General features: G+C 57.5%; 16 protein-coding genes. 13 read left to right on the top strand and 3 right to left on the bottom strand.

Going from position 1 to position 15,964, the window contains the following annotated elements:
• The 5 genes from IGW03_RS35055 to IGW03_RS35035 all read left to right on the top strand — a co-directional run.
• Positions 1–1,041: hypothetical protein (locus tag IGW03_RS35055; protein ID WP_228536291.1), on the top strand; the 1,041-nt coding region annotated here is incomplete at its 5' end.
• Between the two features lie 22 nt (positions 1,042–1,063).
• Positions 1,064–1,456 carry a hypothetical protein gene (locus IGW03_RS35050; RefSeq protein WP_194727029.1) on the top strand — a complete coding sequence of 131 codons (393 nt, stop codon included), beginning with the start codon at positions 1,064–1,066 and terminating at the stop codon, positions 1,454–1,456.
• Between the two features lie 57 nt (positions 1,457–1,513).
• Positions 1,514–2,422, top strand: coding sequence for a DcrB-related protein (locus tag IGW03_RS35045; protein ID WP_194727028.1), 909 nt, complete (start codon positions 1,514–1,516; stop codon positions 2,420–2,422).
• Between the two features lie 2 nt (positions 2,423–2,424).
• Positions 2,425–3,678, top strand: coding sequence for a PAAR domain-containing protein (locus tag IGW03_RS35040; RefSeq protein ID WP_500048347.1), 1,254 nt, complete (start codon positions 2,425–2,427; stop codon positions 3,676–3,678).
• A gap of 21 nt (positions 3,679–3,699) precedes the next feature.
• Positions 3,700–4,449, top strand: a complete 750-nt coding sequence (locus tag IGW03_RS35035) for a hypothetical protein (RefSeq protein ID WP_194727026.1) — start codon at positions 3,700–3,702, stop codon at positions 4,447–4,449.
• Positions 4,450–4,611: 162 nt separating this feature from the next.
• Here the strand turns inward: IGW03_RS35035 and IGW03_RS35030 are convergent, their stop codons facing one another.
• Both IGW03_RS35030 and IGW03_RS35025 read right to left on the bottom strand, forming a co-directional pair.
• Positions 4,612–5,292, bottom strand: coding sequence for a GNAT family N-acetyltransferase (locus tag IGW03_RS35030; RefSeq protein ID WP_194727025.1), 681 nt, complete (start codon positions 5,290–5,292; stop codon positions 4,612–4,614).
• A 47-nt stretch (positions 5,293–5,339) separates the two neighbouring features.
• Entirely contained in the window at positions 5,340–5,699 is a 360-nt protein-coding gene (locus tag IGW03_RS35025; RefSeq protein ID WP_194727024.1) for a DUF2917 domain-containing protein, read from the bottom strand.
• A 162-nt stretch (positions 5,700–5,861) separates the two neighbouring features.
• On the opposite strand from IGW03_RS35025, the gene IGW03_RS35020 reads away from it, so the two are divergent.
• The 4 genes from IGW03_RS35020 to IGW03_RS35005 all read left to right on the top strand — a co-directional run bounded on the left by IGW03_RS35020 (position 5,862) and on the right by IGW03_RS35005 (position 10,486).
• The gene (locus IGW03_RS35020; RefSeq protein WP_194727023.1) at positions 5,862–6,773 is read left to right on the top strand and encodes a LysR family transcriptional regulator; all 912 of its coding nucleotides are present in this window, start codon (positions 5,862–5,864) and stop codon (positions 6,771–6,773) included.
• Between the two features lie 296 nt (positions 6,774–7,069).
• Positions 7,070–8,350, top strand: coding sequence for an O-antigen ligase family protein (locus IGW03_RS35015; protein WP_194727022.1), 1,281 nt, complete (start codon positions 7,070–7,072; stop codon positions 8,348–8,350).
• A gap of 35 nt (positions 8,351–8,385) precedes the next feature.
• The gene (locus IGW03_RS35010; protein ID WP_194727021.1) at positions 8,386–9,276 is read left to right on the top strand and encodes a glycosyltransferase family 8 protein; all 891 of its coding nucleotides are present in this window, start codon (positions 8,386–8,388) and stop codon (positions 9,274–9,276) included.
• A gap of 124 nt (positions 9,277–9,400) precedes the next feature.
• Complete coding sequence (locus tag IGW03_RS35005; RefSeq protein ID WP_194727020.1) at positions 9,401–10,486, top strand: glycosyltransferase family 4 protein; 1,086 nt, start codon at positions 9,401–9,403, stop codon at positions 10,484–10,486.
• Positions 10,487–10,706: 220 nt separating this feature from the next.
• Here IGW03_RS35005 and IGW03_RS35000 read toward each other — a convergent pair whose 3' ends face one another.
• Positions 10,707–11,654, bottom strand: coding sequence for a glycosyltransferase family 2 protein (locus IGW03_RS35000; RefSeq protein ID WP_194727019.1), 948 nt, complete (start codon positions 11,652–11,654; stop codon positions 10,707–10,709).
• A gap of 233 nt (positions 11,655–11,887) precedes the next feature.
• Here IGW03_RS35000 and msbA point away from each other — a divergent pair, with 233 nt between their 5' ends.
• From msbA to IGW03_RS34980, 4 genes are read left to right on the top strand one after another with little or no spacing between them, the layout of a single operon-like run.
• A complete protein-coding gene (gene msbA, locus IGW03_RS34995; RefSeq protein ID WP_194727018.1) occupies positions 11,888–13,627 on the top strand; it encodes a lipid A export permease/ATP-binding protein MsbA in 1,740 nt (579 codons plus the stop codon).
• Complete coding sequence (locus IGW03_RS34990; RefSeq protein WP_194727017.1) at positions 13,624–14,214, top strand: peroxidase-related enzyme; 591 nt, start codon at positions 13,624–13,626, stop codon at positions 14,212–14,214. Before msbA ends, IGW03_RS34990 begins: the two co-directional genes overlap by 4 nt.
• Entirely contained in the window at positions 14,211–15,269 is a 1,059-nt protein-coding gene (gene waaF, locus IGW03_RS34985; protein ID WP_194727016.1) for a lipopolysaccharide heptosyltransferase II, read from the top strand. Before IGW03_RS34990 ends, waaF begins: the two co-directional genes overlap by 4 nt.
• A 39-nt stretch (positions 15,270–15,308) precedes the next feature.
• The gene (locus IGW03_RS34980) at positions 15,309–15,695 is read left to right on the top strand and encodes an endonuclease domain-containing protein (protein WP_194727015.1); all 387 of its coding nucleotides are present in this window, start codon (positions 15,309–15,311) and stop codon (positions 15,693–15,695) included.
• Positions 15,696–15,964: the final 269 nt, after the last annotated feature.

The raw sequence follows: 15,964 nt of genomic DNA, 5'->3' as shown, positions 1-15,964 counted from the left end.
AAGGTGAAGAAGCGGGTGGAGCTGGAGTCGCAGACGGAGTTCATCAAGCTCAAGGCGGCGACGGGGATCGTGCTGGAGGTGGGGGCGAGCCGGATCGAGATGGAGGCGAACGGGAAGATCACGATACAGGGCTTGCATGTGGATGTGATTGGGACGAGTCGGATTGATCTCAATACGAATGCTAAGAGCAATTCAAGCCCAGTATCAAATGACTCAAATTCCAAACTATCAGGGGCTGAAAAAGGCATAGTCCCAACCCAAACGGCAGGTCACGCGAATAGGATTAATCATGGCGCTTTAGTAAATGGGAAATCGCCTCCAAAAGAAGTAAAAGCAGGTCAGATGAATAAGCCTGCAAACGATAACAAGAGTGGAACTGGGGAACAGAAGCAAAATCGTCGGGTTAATCCGGCGCTGGAGCAACGGTGGAAGCAGGCTAAGCCAAACATAGTCGCGGCTGCAAACGCAGCAGATGTCGATGCTGGTGTCTTGGCAAAAATTGCGGCGTTTGAATCAGGTTTTGATCCAAATGCGAGGCCTATTTCTAAAAACGCAAAGATGAATGTCGTAAGGCAGTTCGATGGCACATTAGCAATCTCTTCAGCGCATGGTTATGGACAGTTCACTGATGCAACTTGGACTGCATCAATGCGAAAGCATGGGGAGAAGTACGGTGTTAGCAATGCTAGTCAGTTGAGTAAAAATGAAGCAGCAGCCTATCGGAAAGATGTTAGGTTGCAAGCAGCAATGCTTGCTGAGTTAACTAAGGAAAATATTATCCTAGGACGTAAGTTTGGTGGAGAGAGCGATGATGCAAACGTGTACGCCCTACACAACTTGGGAACGGGAGACGGTCAAAAATTTTTAAGAGCATTGCAAATTAATCCTGACAAACCTGTAAATTCGGTCTTGTCAGTTAATGTAATCGGCGGAAATCCATCACTCTACGGTAATGGCAACATCAGTATCGCTGACGCGTATAAAAGGATGGATAGCGTTATGGGGGCGAATAATGTTTTCGCAGATGATGCAAGAAAGTAATAGTTATACACTTCGAAAATCAATGAAAAATATAGTCATCATACTTTTTTTGTCGTTTGTGACATTCAACTCCTATGCACAATTTTCGGCAGTGGAGGGGGAATATTCATCAGCTACGACACATCTCCAAGTAATAGTGCTTGATTCTGAAAAAGGGATAGTTGCTGCAAAGGCTTCGGTTGTACAAGGATCTTGCTCAGGGAATATCGCAGGGATTGGGAGAGTATTAGAAAGAAAAATAATGATTGAACCATACATTAAATTGGAAGGGTCAGAAGGTTGTAATCTACTCGTTGAGTTTGATAGTAAATGGAAAACTGCAACTGTTCTTGAAAATGATTATTGCATGGGATTTCATGGAGCCTCTTGCGGATGGGAAGGTCAGTCTGTTACTAAGAGGCCTAATAAGCGTTAATAAAGTACACAACGTACTTCTTAGTTGGAATAATTAAGAAAATTCATATGTATTGGCATGAAATTATTTGACGCTTCTATGGAATATCAGACTAATGAAGCTACATTTACGCTGCCTGAGGGCCTGCGTGACAAAACCGTTCATATGTTCGTTCTAAATGAAGACGGACCCAACGAATTCAGCGTTGTGGTATCCCGGTCTAATGTAACTGCGACAGACACGCTGGACGAGCATGTGCAGCGCTTGAAAGCGGAGCTTTCTGCAACACTGCCGAAGTTCCAATTGATGAAAATGATAGACCGTCAATATGACGGCTGTGCTGCTGCTGAGCTTCAGTACCGTTGGTCAAATAATGGCATGCCGATGTATCAACGCCAAGCCGTTGCACTCATCAAGTCCGATATCGCAGATCATCATGCAGCGTTCATGATCACGGCAACTTGCCCAAGGCCTTTCAGCGAAGAATGGGATCAGGCATTTAATGAATTGCTGGATAGCGTGCGCATACGTGACCCTCACAGGCTTTCCATGTCTGAATCTGTAGACGAGCCACCGACCGTTTTAGCCGAAGAAAAGGTGCAGGGGGAGTGCGCCCCGACCAATAATTCATACGTCTTCGCGCTAGCCATCCGCGACCGCGTATTGCACGTGTACGACGATGAAGAGCAGGCGTGCCGGCGCGTCAATGCGCTTGAAGCGGAAGATGGACTTTGGTCTTTCTTCAACAGTAAAGGTCATCCGCTGCAAGCTGAGTTCGTCGAGCCGAATACCGGCAAGATCTGGCGCAGCGCTGGGAAGTACCGCCTTCGCCGCCCCTTGTTGGCGAACATGAGCACTCTCGACGTCTGTATTGACCAGATTGCCAAAGTGGTCGGGAACCGTCCCTTTGATAGCATTGCGGCTGTCCGACAGCTTCTTGAACGCCAGTCCGGGGCATCGAGCGCCGATATCGATGCCGAGTTGTAATCATGCGTAAGGCAGCGAGATTAGGTGATCCGATCGGGCATAGCCCGAGCATGAGCTGGCTTCTTCGCGGACTGCTGATTGGCGCCGCGATCGCTGTGGCAGGGGTGGTTATTGCGGGAACGGGCGGGCTGGCCGCTGCTGCCATCATTGGAGCAACGGCTGTGGCAGGCGCCGGACTGGGGGAGCTGCTCAGCACCATGAGCTGGGCGCCTAAGGAGAAATGCGGTTTCATCTTTGGCACCTGCTCCTCGAACGTCTTTACCAACGGCATCAAAGCGGCACGCGCGCATCTGGATGTGGCGCAATGCTCGAAGCATTCCTTGCCGCATCCGCCAATTGCTACAGGCAGCGGAACGGTTTTTATCAATGGATTTCCGGCTGCACGTATTGAAGATTCCGTTGCCTGCGGCGCAGTTATTACGGGCGGCTCGCATAACGTCTTCATCGGCGGCGGAGTGGTACAAACCGATCCGATTCAACCTGAAGATCTGGTGCCTGGATGGGTGCATGCGGCATTGTTTGCTGTCGGACTTGGGGCGGCGATCGTATTGGGAGGGCCGATCGTTGCTGCTGTAGGTACATTTGGTAGTCTCGTTGGTGGAGAGGTAGGCGGCAAGATTGGCGAACGCTTCTCCGGCGCGGGCAGCGACGGTCAGAAATGGTCCATGCTTGCGGGATCGCTGGCTGGTGGCTTCTTAGGTGTGAAGGGGGTGCCTAAAGGGCTGGAAGTCCAGGTAATTCCCGGTACACTAGGTGCAAACGGGGCGAATGTTAAATTCTCAACTAAAGCTGGAACCCCAAAGCATAAATCAGTAGCAATGGATGCAAGCTATGAGAGTGAGCACCTGCCTAACAATTCGGTTTGGCCTGGGCAACAGGTAAAGTATTTGACCCAGGCAGAACTTGAAAAGTATCGACTCAAGTTTGTAGACGGGAAAGCATATGATGCACACGGTAGACCATTTGATACATTAAGTAGTGCGACTGGAAAAGCAATCTTCGTGATGGATGAGTCTGGAAACATATACGCATCTAAAGCAGCGAAAGTAGGTGAATTCCATCATTCGAGTTTCCTCGCAGGCAGGCCAGTAGCAGGTGCCGGGGAATTGGAAGCAATCAGTGGAGAAATTACAGCAATTTCAGATAGCAGTGGACATTACAAGCCGAATGCAAGAATCATGAAGCAAGTGGTCGCAGAACTTGAAGAGCGTGGGGTCGTTACCGATTATATTCTTCTAGAACTGCGTGATTATTAGACATTCAATTTTTGTTTGATTATGGCTATCTCTGATAAAGATAAAGCAGCACTTCGCTATTTGACCTACCCAGTCCAGTTCAGCTTTCCGATGAAAAAGGGAATTGAAAGAGTATTTCAAACTCTGATTGACCCTTCCATACCTTTCCATTCTACGGCTGAGGTACTTAGGAAAGTTGAAAGTTTGCGTGAAATTCAAGAACCACTAGCTGATACAGTCACTACAACTACGGGCCATCAAGAGAGTGAAATTCGGGAGTACCTTGATACGCTTGCAATTCAAATTGAAGATCGTTATCCCAACATTCTCCGCTCCGGTAGACCTGTAGTTAGAAGCGGAATTTGGTTTCAGATTGACAAGCCGGAGCACGCGAAAAATTTTTCTGCTGGAGAAATACTGCCAAGTTCGGATGATATTGTTTTGCTATGGGAGTATCAAGTCCCACGATTAAGCATGCAAGCCGCTGAAGCAATCAAATCAGAACTAGTTACTTATTATCGTAAATCTGTAATAAATAGTATGCCTGAATATGAGGGGCCTGATAAATATGCAGATGCTTCAGCGGCAAGAATCCGGCACTGTCTTAGCAATTCGGAATTAGCGAAAGCCTCGATGCTATTGAAAGAGCTGTCCATTGCTCCTGACTCACCTCTTATTCAAGAGGTACAAAGATTGACCGGAGTAAAGTGGTTGAATGACGATATATATCGAGTATGGCTGCAAGAAGTTTTTCACAGAATTTCTCTGAACTTACGGCAGGAATACTCGTGAACCAAGTATTTTCTTAAGGATCGCAGAATCCTAATCTCAATGAAAGAAGCCTGCAATGCTTTCGATGAAATCGATATATAGTTGGAGGGAAGCGGCACATTGGTGAACATCGGATAGATTTATGTCCTGACGCTGTGCGCCAACCAAGATCCGGTCAACCCCTCAAACCCCCACTCGCCCCTCAACCCTCCGCTTCGCCTCGCCCGCCAGCACCACCAACGGCGAGCATTTCCACTCCGGCGCTTCCAGCACCTTCGAAGCCTTCAGCAAATAAGCGCCGTCATCGCTTTCATCCAGCACGAACCCCATGTTCACCATCAGCCTGACCATCGCTTCATTGTCCGCAAGCACGTCGCCCTGCAGGATGGCGATGCCTGCCGCCCGAGCGACGCAGATCAGCGTCTGGATCAACCGGGTAGCGAGGCCGCTGCGCTGCCAGGCATCGTCGACGACGACCGCGAATTCGCCGCGTACCGGGTAGGGATCCGAAACATACTGCGCCATGGCGATGGCGACTTCCTCGCCGTCCTGCTGCACGACGGCGAGCAGCGTGATCGCTCCGGCCGGGTCGTTCTGCAGGAAGCGGGCAAGCATGTCGGGCGACAATTCATGCAGCGGATGGAAGAAGCGGTGGTAACGGCTTTCCACCGACAGACCGCGCACCAGATTCTGTATTCGCTCGCCGTCGTCGGGACGCACTGCCCGCAAGGTGACGGCAGTGCCGTCGCGCAGGCGGACGATGTCGTGCAGTTCGCGCTGTCCGGACTGGCCGGTGTTGGCGAGATCGAATGGAAGATAGTCCTTCCAGTTCAGTGAAAAAGAGAAAGGGAAGAGGCTGCCCATGATGCGCTCCTGTCATGCGGTTCAGGCGGTTCAGGCGGTTCAGTCGTTCAGGCAACCGACCATTGAGGTGCGGCAGGGCGAACCGGCGCTGTGTCCATGCCCGGCAGCGGGCGGGGACGGACAGTCTCGAGCCGCAGGCTGATGCGGGCCGTGCCGAAGGCCGACAGCAGGGCGGGAGTGTTTCGGTCCAGTACGAACGACTGGCCTGCACTGATCACCACGTCACGGATGTCGCCGTCCTGGGTAATCCAGACGTTGCCGTCGAGGGCGCGCACGGTCCAGCCCTGGGCTTCGCTGAGATGCGCGGCATCCGCGGCATTGAGTGCGAGAATCTGGCCGGCGGGATCAAGTCGTTGTGCGGCCGGCGCGGCGTTGAGGTCGAGTGTCTTGTGGACAGTGGCGTTCATGGCGTTCTCCCTTTGTGCGGAGGTGGGAAGGTCATTGGATGGGACCTTCATGCAGCACATTATGGTTTGTTCTCGAGTATTTACAATCCGTCAAAATGGAATAAGATTGTTCTCAAGGAAGGACAATAAAAAGAGCAGCAAGCAGCGCAACAGGAGGAGACGATGGAACGGCTGGTAGAGATGATGGCGTTCGCCAAGGTGGTGGAAACCCGCAGTTTCTCGGCGGCGGCGGTGGCGTTGAAGACCTCGAAGTCACTGGTGAGCAAGCAGGTCAGCAACCTGGAGGCCGCGCTCGGCGTGCGCCTGCTGAACCGCACGACGCGGCGCATGAGCCTGACCGAGATCGGCGCAGCCTACTATGAGCATTGTTCCCGCATCTCGCAGGAGATCGATGCGGCTGCCGAGACGGTGACGCAGCTGCAGGTCGAGCCGCGCGGGGTGCTGCGCATCACCTCGCCTGTGATCTTCGCTTCTCTGCACCTGGCGCCGGCGATGCAATCCTTCATGCGCCGCTACGAGGAAGTCGAGATCGAGCTGAATGCGACCGACCGCCCGGTGGACATTGTGGAAGAGGGCTACGACCTGGCGATCCGCATCACCGATCATCCGGCGCCGACCATGGTGGCGCGCAGGATCGCGCCGGTGCGCTGGGTCACCTGCGCTTCGCCCGAGTACCTGGAAAAACACGGAACGCCGACCACCCTGCAGGACCTGGCGCAGCATCAATGCCTGGTTTACCAGGGCATTCCGACGCTGCGCAGCGGCTGGCGCTACCAGAACGGGGGCAGGGAAGTATCGCTGTCGGTCAACGGCAAGTGCCGCGTCAACAATTCCGAAGTGCTGCTGCAGCTGGCACTCGGCGGCATGGGCATCGTGCTGTTTCCGACCTATGTGCTCGGCCAGTACCTGAAGGATGGACGGCTCAGGCAGATCCTGCCGGATTTCGAAGCCAATCCCGACATGGGCATGCATGCGATCTACCTGCCCAACCGCTACATGCAGCCGAAGGTGAGGGCATTCATCGACCACCTGATGGAGCACTTCGGCCCGGAACCGCACTGGGACCAGTTCTAGAACGCTTTCGGCCGGCCCGTGCCGTCGCTGCGCGGCCTTTTGAGATGCGGCAACTTGTTGTTTTTTAATAAATTAAAGATGGCAAGGCATGGCGGCAGCCAGTTTCCCTGATGAAGTCATTGCGTGTAGAATTTGCGGTTTTTTCCACACGGCAGCCGCGCCGGTCTGGCGCATGCGGAAAACACTAGAAGCATGTCGGAGACATGAAATCTTATCTGCCTGCTGGACGGAGGCGCGTGAGCCAAGACCTCCACTAAATTCTGTTAGGAGCCGGTTTGCGTTATTTGCAGTGGTCGATGGTTATCATATCGACACTTTTTCCCCTGCTTTGCTTCCTTCCTGTCGAAGGTATGGGACCGAGCTTTTATCTATATCTGCTCGTCCTGCTAAGCCTGATCTGCATCGCCTGCCGATTCCGGCCGGCCGGCAAAGGCTTCCTGCAACGGATCGTCGAACATTGGCCGCTGCACCTTGCAATGGCAGGCATGCTGGGCGCCGTCCTGGCAAACCAGCTGGTGAGCGGGCATGCCGCCCGGTATGAATTACCTTTGCAGCTGGCTTGTTTTCCCCTGGTGCTATGGGGACTGCTCTTCGGTACCTTTCAGCAGCTCAAGCAGGTCCAGTGGGGGATGGCCGCAAGCGTCCTGCTGTGCACCGTGGCGCTGTATGCGGAGACAGCCGCATTGGCGTTGCGCCCGGAAGCAGTCGCATTGGGATTGCGCCCGGATTTCGTGCTTGGAATGCCGCTGGTGCCGTTCACCAACATGACCGTCATGATGGGCGGGCTGGTCCTGTTTTCCATCGGCTGGAACTCCAGACGCGACAAGCTGGAGATCGCACTTAAACTGCTGACCGGTGCGGTAGCCGTCTACGCCTCCTATTTATCGCTTACACGCAGCAGCTGGGCGGCTTATCCTCTCTTTATCATCATTGCGCTCCTGGTTTTCAGGACCATGCAACTTCGCGTGAAGCTTGCGATTCTCGCCATGACGGCAGGACTGTTCCTCGGGACTTATCTGATCAGCGATACGGTGAAAACAAGAATCCGTCTCGCGCAAACCGATATCGAACTCTTTGTCAATGCCAAGGAAAAAAACACTTCGCTTGGACAGCGTTTCCAGCTCTGGCAGGCTTCCTGGGAAGTCTTCAAGGAACATCCGGTTGTAGGGACGGGACGGGAACATTACCGGGCGGCAGCGCAAGAGTTGGCAAAGCGGCAGATCATCACGCCGCTTGCCGCCAGCCAGCCGCACATGCATAGCGATCTGCTGTTTCACATGGCGACCCTGGGTCTGTTCGGTCTCGCGGCGATCCTGAGCCTCTACCTCGTTCCTGCTTACTATTTTTTCAAGGAAATACACCATTCCGACCGTGAAACCAGGACCATCGCCGGCATGGGGGGCACGCTTGCCCTGGGATTCTTTGTTTTCGGCTTGGGCGATACAATGTTTTACTGGAGGGTGAGCTATGTCTTTTATACCGTCCTGCTGGCGATACTGTTCGCCGGGATGGTCAGGCGCAAGGAGTCTCTGGCTGCAGCGAATGGCGGCTCGGTATCCATTGCCCAAGCGGCGTGATGGCATATGTCCCTTTGCATGAACCGGAAAAAGACATGATTCATATAGTTTGCTGTACGGACGAGAACTACGCCTTCAACTTTCCCGTTGTCGCGCAGTCTATCCTGCAGCACCATCGCGCCGACGAAGTCGCGTTCCATTTATTGCATTCGTCGCTCACGCCGCACACCCTGGAAAAGGTCGAGCGGTACGCGGCGGACAAGGGCTTTCGTTTCTCGCGCTATCTTCTGAACGATGCAATCTTCGCGGACCTGCCCGAGATCAGCTATTTCACCATCGCCGTTTATTACCGTCTGCTGATTCCCGAGCTGCTGCCGGCCGACATCGGGAAGGTCCTCTATCTCGATATGGACGTGATCGTCGAAGGCCGTCTGGACACGCTGTGGAACGAAGACCTCACCGGCAAGGCGGCCGTCGTGGTCCAGGACGGCGAACCGAAGCATCTGGGCCGGCATTCGCCCGCGCGCTACTTCAACTCGGGTGTAATGCTGATCAATCTCGAATACTGGCGGCGGGAAGACGTCAAGCGCAAGGCGATCGACTTCATGCTGCAGAACCGGGACCTTCTGCGTTTTCCCGATCAGGATGCGCTCAATGTCGTGCTGCAGAACGATGTCGTCTTTTTTCCTGACAAGTGGAATTACCATCTCAACCTTGACCGGCATTTCCTCAAGCATGTGCTGAGCAACAGGGTTCCGGCCGAGAACAAGCCCGTCATCGTGCATTTCAATCAGAAGCTCAAGCCCTGGATGTACCATTGCAAGCATCCTTATCGCTTCCGCTACTGGGACTTGCTCAGGCAAACGACATTCGGGGATTACAGAATGAAAAACAAGTCGTTCTCCAGCTTCCTGTTCTATAACACGCCGAAACCCCTGCGCTCGAAGCTGTGGCCCCGGCTGGCCGCGAAGCTGCCGCAGAACTGAGCAAGAATTGAGCGCACGCTCCTTTTACATCAGCTTGATGATCTGCACCGCCGATGCCGGAACATCCGGCATCGATGCCACTTGAACGTCTTATCGATTTCCCCTTTCCGGAATGAGCCAATCCTTGAATGTTCTGTTCATCAGTCCGACCGTGAACTGTTATATCGGCGGCACCGAGACCGTGGTGAGCCAGCTGGCGCAGCGCCTGAAGCACAAGGTCAGGCTGACGGTGCTGAGCGGCACGCCGGACGAGGGGAAGGGCGGTCTGTTCGATGCCGCCGGCTGCGAGCTGCTGACCTTGCCGTTTGCCGGCCGCGATTCCAGCCGCAACCGCTTCTGGAGCAGGCTGCTGATGACAAGCCGCTTCAAGATCGAGAGTTTCAGCTTCTTCCGCTCGCTGGCGCGCAGCGGCATCGACCTGTCGCGCTTCGACGTGATCGCGACCTTTTACGAGGCCGATGCCTACCTGCTCGAAAAGCATTATCCGGCGCTGCGGGAACGTTTCCGGCATCTGCTGCCGGGCGTGTCGATGCGGCGCTTCTTCAAGCGCGTGCCGGCGCGCGACGTGTTCTTCTTCGGTTATCGCGCCGCGCCGCGCGCAGAGCGCAAGTGGGGCGTGAAGGTGCAGTCGCTGCCCCTGGGCGTCGACGAGCGCTTTTTTCCGGTGTCGACGCCATCTTATCCGTCGGAACGGCGTCTGGTGTTCGTCGGCCGCCTCGACAAGAGCAAGCATGCGGACTGGCTGGCGAATTTCTTTGCTTCGAGCGGACTGGCACGGCAGGGCTACCGGCTCGACATCATCGGCGACGGTCCCTTGCTGGACAGCCTGCGGGCGGCTCATGGTGCGGATTCCAGCGTGCGCCTGCATGGCCGCAAGCGGCCGGAGGAGGTGATCGCCCTGCTGCACGGCGCCCATCTGCTGCTGCATCCGACCGACCTGGAAAGCTTCGGCCTGACCATCCTGGAAGGCATGGCGGCCGGCGTGCCGGTCATTACGCATGCACTCGACAGCGTGAAGATCTGGGCGGGGGAGCATCCGCGGTATGCGGCGCATCTGGATGAGGCGGCGTGGCTGGCGGAGATCCGGCGCTTCGAGGAGCGCGGCTATTGGGAGCGGGTCAGTGCGGACGGGCTGGCCTTTGCGCGCGGATTGGCCTGGGCGGGGATTGCGGAGCAGGTGTTGGGGATCTTGCGGCGTGAGCAGGGTTGAGCAACTGATCGATCTTGTCTCAATTCGCCGGTCTGGATGCTCCCCTCTCCCGCAGGCGGGAGAGGGGTTGGGGGTGAGGGCGGTAGTCGGGACAGGCATCCCCCAGCGCTGCATGTAGCATGTATTAACGAAATCGTTTCGTCAATTTTCAAATTTGTTTAGTAGAAATGGGAATAGGGGGTAGGAATTAGGCTTGAGCCAAATGCCTTGGCAAGCCCCCTCACCCCTGCCCCTCTCCCGCCTGCGGGAGAGGGGTTCCATGAAACGCATTCGTAGCCAAGCGCCTCGGGTTGCCTGTCTGATCAAACACCACCTCAACCCTGTCCTCCGCCTTCGGATGACTGTCCATCCCGATATCAGCCTGGGTCACGCCCGTCTGCATGCGTTCCTCGACCCGTTTCCGATTCTCGGACTCGGTCGCCCGCGTATTTTCCCGATGCCAGAGATGAAACACTTCCGTCGAGAACGCGCCGCCCTTGCGGCGCACGCCAAGGCGCGCCAGCCGCAGCACCAGGTCGGCGTCCTCATGGCCCCAGCCGACGAAGCTTTCGTCGAAGCCGTTGACCGCCATGTAATCGTCGCGCCAGATCGCCAGGTTGCAGCTCTTGATGCGGTTCCACTTGACCGCGCGGTAATGCCGCATCGGCGTATCGGGAAACTGCAGCAGCGGCACCACCTTGTTGGTCTTGCCGGCCAGCCGCTGCTTGAGCCAGTAGGCCAGCCCCTCCCGGTGCACCGGGGAGGCGGGCGTGGCCGACAGCAGTTCCCTGGTGAACTGTTCCGATAGCAGCACGCGGCTGCCCGACACCATGAAGCCGCGTTCGGCGAGCAGGCGGTGACGTTCTATGTAATTGGGCCGCGGCAGGCAGTCGCCGTCGAGAAAGACCAGATACTCGCCGCTGGCCGCAAAGACGCCCAGATTGCGCGCCGCCGATGCGCGGAAACCGGTATCCGGCTGCCAGGCATGTACCAGACGCCTTGCACCTGACGCGCCGGGTGCATGGGGTGCGCCGGCGAAGGCAGCCAGCGCATCGCGCGTCGGCTGCTGCGAACCGTCGTCGGCGATGATGATTTCAAAATTGGCATCGGTCTGGTCGAGCAGGGCGCGCACCACGGCCGACAGCGCGTCGGGCCGGTTGTAGGTAGTGACGATGACCGAAATCAGCATGTTGGGGAAATGGCAAGCGCGGTGCGGGCGGCATGCCGCTGCGCGGGTTGATCAAGGCCGGGAGTATACCCGAGCCGCGCGGCCATCCCCGAGAGTGTTGCCGGACGGCGCATCCTCTATAATCTACGGCCAATACCCGGTCTTTCAAACCGGGTTTCCTTTTATCCATGCAATTCAAGGCCCGCCGTGCAGAACTTCAGTGCGGCAAGGCCGCAAGCAGCGAGCTGATATCTATGACTTTGCCCCCGAACCTGGTACGGATTTTTCGCATGGTGGGGCCGTACAAGGGGCGCCTGTTTCTCGCCTTTCTCGGCATGATCTTCACCGCAGCCACCGAACCGGCGTTTCCCGCCGTGATGAAGGTGCTGCTCGACAAGGGCTTCGTCGGCAAGCCGACCTTCGAACTGTGGCTGGTGCCGGTGGCAGTGATCGGCATTTTCGTCGTGCGCGGCACGTCCACCTTCGCCACCAGCTACCTGATGACCTGGATCACCACGCAGCTGCTGAGCCTCCTGCGCGCCCAGATGTTCGCCCGCATGCTCGACGTGCCGGCGAGTTACTACACCACCAATTCCATGGGCAAGATCATCAACTCGATGATGTTCGAGGTGCAGCAGATCGTCGACATGATCCGCAACGTGCTGACCTCGGCCATCCGCGATGTATTGACCGTGATCGGTTTGATGGGATTCCTGATCTGGCTGAACTGGCGCCTGACCATCGTCGCGCTGGTTCTGCTGCCGCTGACCGCGGTGGTGGTGCGCATGACAGGCAAGCGCCTGCGGCGCCTCAACCGCGATTATCAGGAAGTCAATAATGAAATGACCCAGGTGATCGAGGAAACCACGCGCGCCAATCTGGTGATCAAGATCTTCGGCGGCGCGAAGTACGAGCGCGACCGCTTCGAGTCCCGCGCCGCCAAGCTGCGCCGCAACTCGATGCGCATGGCCGTAACCTATGCCGCGACCGTGCCGATCACGCAAGTGATGGCGGCCTGCGCGGTGGCGGTGGTGATCGTGATCGCGCTGATCCAGTCGAGCCAGAACCAGACTACCGTCGGCGGCTTCGTCTCCTTCATCACCGCGATGCTGATGCTGCTCACGCCTCTGAAGCGCGTCGCCGAAGTCAACGGCCCGCTGCAGCGCGGCCTCGCGGCGGCCGATGCGGTATTCAGCCTGATCGATTCGGTGCCCGAGCGCACCGACGGCAAGACGCTTACCGTCCGCGCGAAGGGCAGGCTGGATTTCGTCGATGTCAGCTTCCGCTATCCGGGCCAGACCCAGATGGCGCTGCAGCATATCAACCTCACCATCCATCCCGGCGAGACCGTGGCCTTCGTCGGCATGTCGGGCGGCGGCAAGTCGACGCTGGTGAACCTGGTGCCGGAATTCCACCAGGTCACTTCCGGCGAGATCCGCCTCGACGGCGAGCCGATCGGCAGCATCGCGCTGGCCAGCCTGCGCGCGCAGATGGCGATGGTCAGCCAGAACGTGGTGCTGTTCGACGACACGGTGGCCGCCAATATTTCCTACGGTGACGCCAACCCCGACCGTGCGCGCATCGAAGCGGCGGTGCGCGCCGCGCATCTGAGCGAGGTGGTGGCCCGCCTGCCGCAGGGGCTCGACACCATGATCGGCGACAACGGCAGCCGCCTCTCGGGCGGCCAGCGCCAGCGTCTTGCGATCGCGCGCGCCGTCTACAAGGACGCGCCCATCCTGATTCTTGACGAAGCCACCTCGGCGCTCGACACCGAATCCGAACGCGCGGTGCAGGCTGCGCTGGACGAGCTGATGCAGGACCGCACCACGCTCGTCATCGCGCACCGCCTCTCCACCATCGAGCGCGCGGACCGCATCGTCGTGCTGTCCGGCGGCGAGATCGTCGAAAGCGGCACCCATGCCGAACTGCTGGAAGCCAACGGCGTGTATGCCAATCTGCATCATCTTCAATTCACCAAGGAGAACGTCGCATGAGCCAAGCCAATCCAGCCATCTCCCGCTTTCCGGTTCCGGAAATCAAGGACCTGCCCGACGACATCCGCACTGCGATTCTCGCCGTGCAGGAAAAGGCCGGTTTCGTGCCGAATGTTTTCCTTACGCTGGCGCATCGGCCGGCGGAGTTCCGCGCCTTCTTCGCCTATCACGATGCGCTGATGGTGAAAGACACCGGCAGCCTGACCAAGGCCGACCGCGAGATGATCGTCACGACCACCAGCGCCAAGAACAATTGCCTCTACTGCGTGGTCGCGCACGGCGCCCTGCTGCGCATCTATGCCAAGCAGCCGCTGGTGGCCGACCAGGTCGCAGTCAATCATCTGAAGGCCGACATCACACCGCGCCAGAAGGCCATGCTCGACTTTGCGGTCAAGGTCTGCCTCGATTCGCAAAGCGTCGGCGACGAGGACTATGCCGCGCTGCGGGGCCATGGCTTCGATGATGAAGACATCTGGGACATCGCGGCCATCACCGCCTTCTTCGGCTTGTCCAACCGCCTTGCCAATGTGATCGGCATGCGCCCGAACGAAGAGTTCTTCCTGATGGGCCGCGTGCCGCGCCAATGACGGTGCCAGTGCCGGGCGTCGCACGCACGCTCATCATTTCTCCCAACTGGATCGGCGATGCGGTGATGGCGCAGCCCTTGCTCAAGCTGCTGCATGACCGCCATCCCGAGCGGCCCATCGATGTGCTGGCGCCGAAATGGGTGGCGCCGGTCTGGCGGGCGATGCGCGAGGTCGACACCGTGCTGGAAGCGCCGTTCCGCCACGGCGCACTGCAGCTGCGCGAGCGCCGCGAATATGCGCGCCTGCTCAAGCAGCGCGGCTATGCGGATGCCTATGTGCTGCCCAACACGTTGAAATTTGCATTGATTCCCTGGCTGGCCGGCATCCCGAAACGGGTCGGCTACAAGGGCGAGATGCGCTACGGCCTGCTCAACGTCGTTCATCATGACACGCGCGATGCGCCCAGGCCGATGGTGTCTTTCTATGCGGCCTTGGCGGAGGCGCCGCGTGCCGACGTGCCCGCGCCTTCTGCCTTGCCGCGTCCGAGCCTGGGCGTGCCGGATGAACGCAGGCAGGAAGTGCTGGCCCGCGTGGGCCTGCAGGCGGGCCTGCTGCTGGTGCTGTTCGCGCCCGGCGCGGAATTCGGTTCCGCCAAGCGCTGGCCGGTTTCACATTTCGCTGACCTGGCGAAGATGCTGCAGGCGCAGCGGTCCGGAGTGCAGATCGCCTTGATGGGTTCCGGCAAGGACAGGGAAGTGTGCGACGAGATCGTGCAGATGGCGCCCGGCGTGGTCAATCTGGCGGGTGTGACGGCGCTGGATGAGGCGGTGGCGTTGATTGCCGGTGCCAGCGTCATGGTGAGCAATGATTCCGGGCTGCTGCACATTGCATCGGCGCTCAACCGGCCCATCGTTGCGATCTACGGCCCGACCGATCCGAACCATGCGCCGCCGTTTTCGGATGTGGCGACGTCGATTTATCTGGCGCTGGAATGCGCGCCGTGCAGGCAGCGGGAATGTCCGCTGGGGCATCATCGCTGCATGCGGGGGATCGGGGCGGAGATGGTTTGGGAGCCGGTGGAGAAGGTGCTGATGGGTGTTGGGCGAACAGCTTGATGGTTTTACGTTCTTATCGCTGCATGTGAAGGGCGAGCAATGTCATCACTGACACCTCATCATCCGTCGGCCTTACCTGAAGATCTGCTGCGGTTTGCGAGAGAGATGCGCACGGGCATGACCGATGCGGAAGCGCTGATGTGGAAGCTGCTGCGCAATCGGCGGGTGGCGGATGCGAAGTTTCGCAGGCAGCATCCGATGGGGCGGTTCATTCTCGACTTCTATTGTGATGAGAAGAAGCTGGCGGTTGAGATCGATGGAGGGCAGCATGCGGATGCTGTCGACTATGACCAGGCGAGGGATGCGTGGCTTCGGCAGAGTGGCGTGCGGGTTTTGCGGTTCTGGAATAATCAGGTGCTGACCGAGACTGAAGCGGTGATGGAAGTGATTTATGCGGCGTTGGTTGGGGAAGGCTGTTCCGGCTAACGCCCTCACCCCCAGCCCCTCTCCCGCTTGCGGGAGAGGGGAGCAGAAGCGCATCCGGTGAACCTAAGTACGGAGAGTGAAACCCCTCTCCCGCAGGCGGGAGAGGGGCAGGGGTGAGGGGGGGCGCCAAGACATCGTACCCAACCTCAAACCTCAAACCTCAAACCTCAAACCTCAAACCTCAAACCTCAAACCTCAAACCTCAAACCTTCCTAACAACACCCCCAAACACCACCTGCCCGCACGGATTCCCCCCAATCCCGTAAGCC

It is taken from the genome of Noviherbaspirillum malthae (genome assembly GCF_015352985.1).
In the GTDB taxonomy this organism is placed as follows: domain Bacteria; phylum Pseudomonadota; class Gammaproteobacteria; order Burkholderiales; family Burkholderiaceae_D; genus Noviherbaspirillum; species Noviherbaspirillum malthae.
The sequence above is the reverse complement of the archived record's forward strand: the minus strand, read 5'-3'. Positions and strand labels throughout refer to the sequence as shown.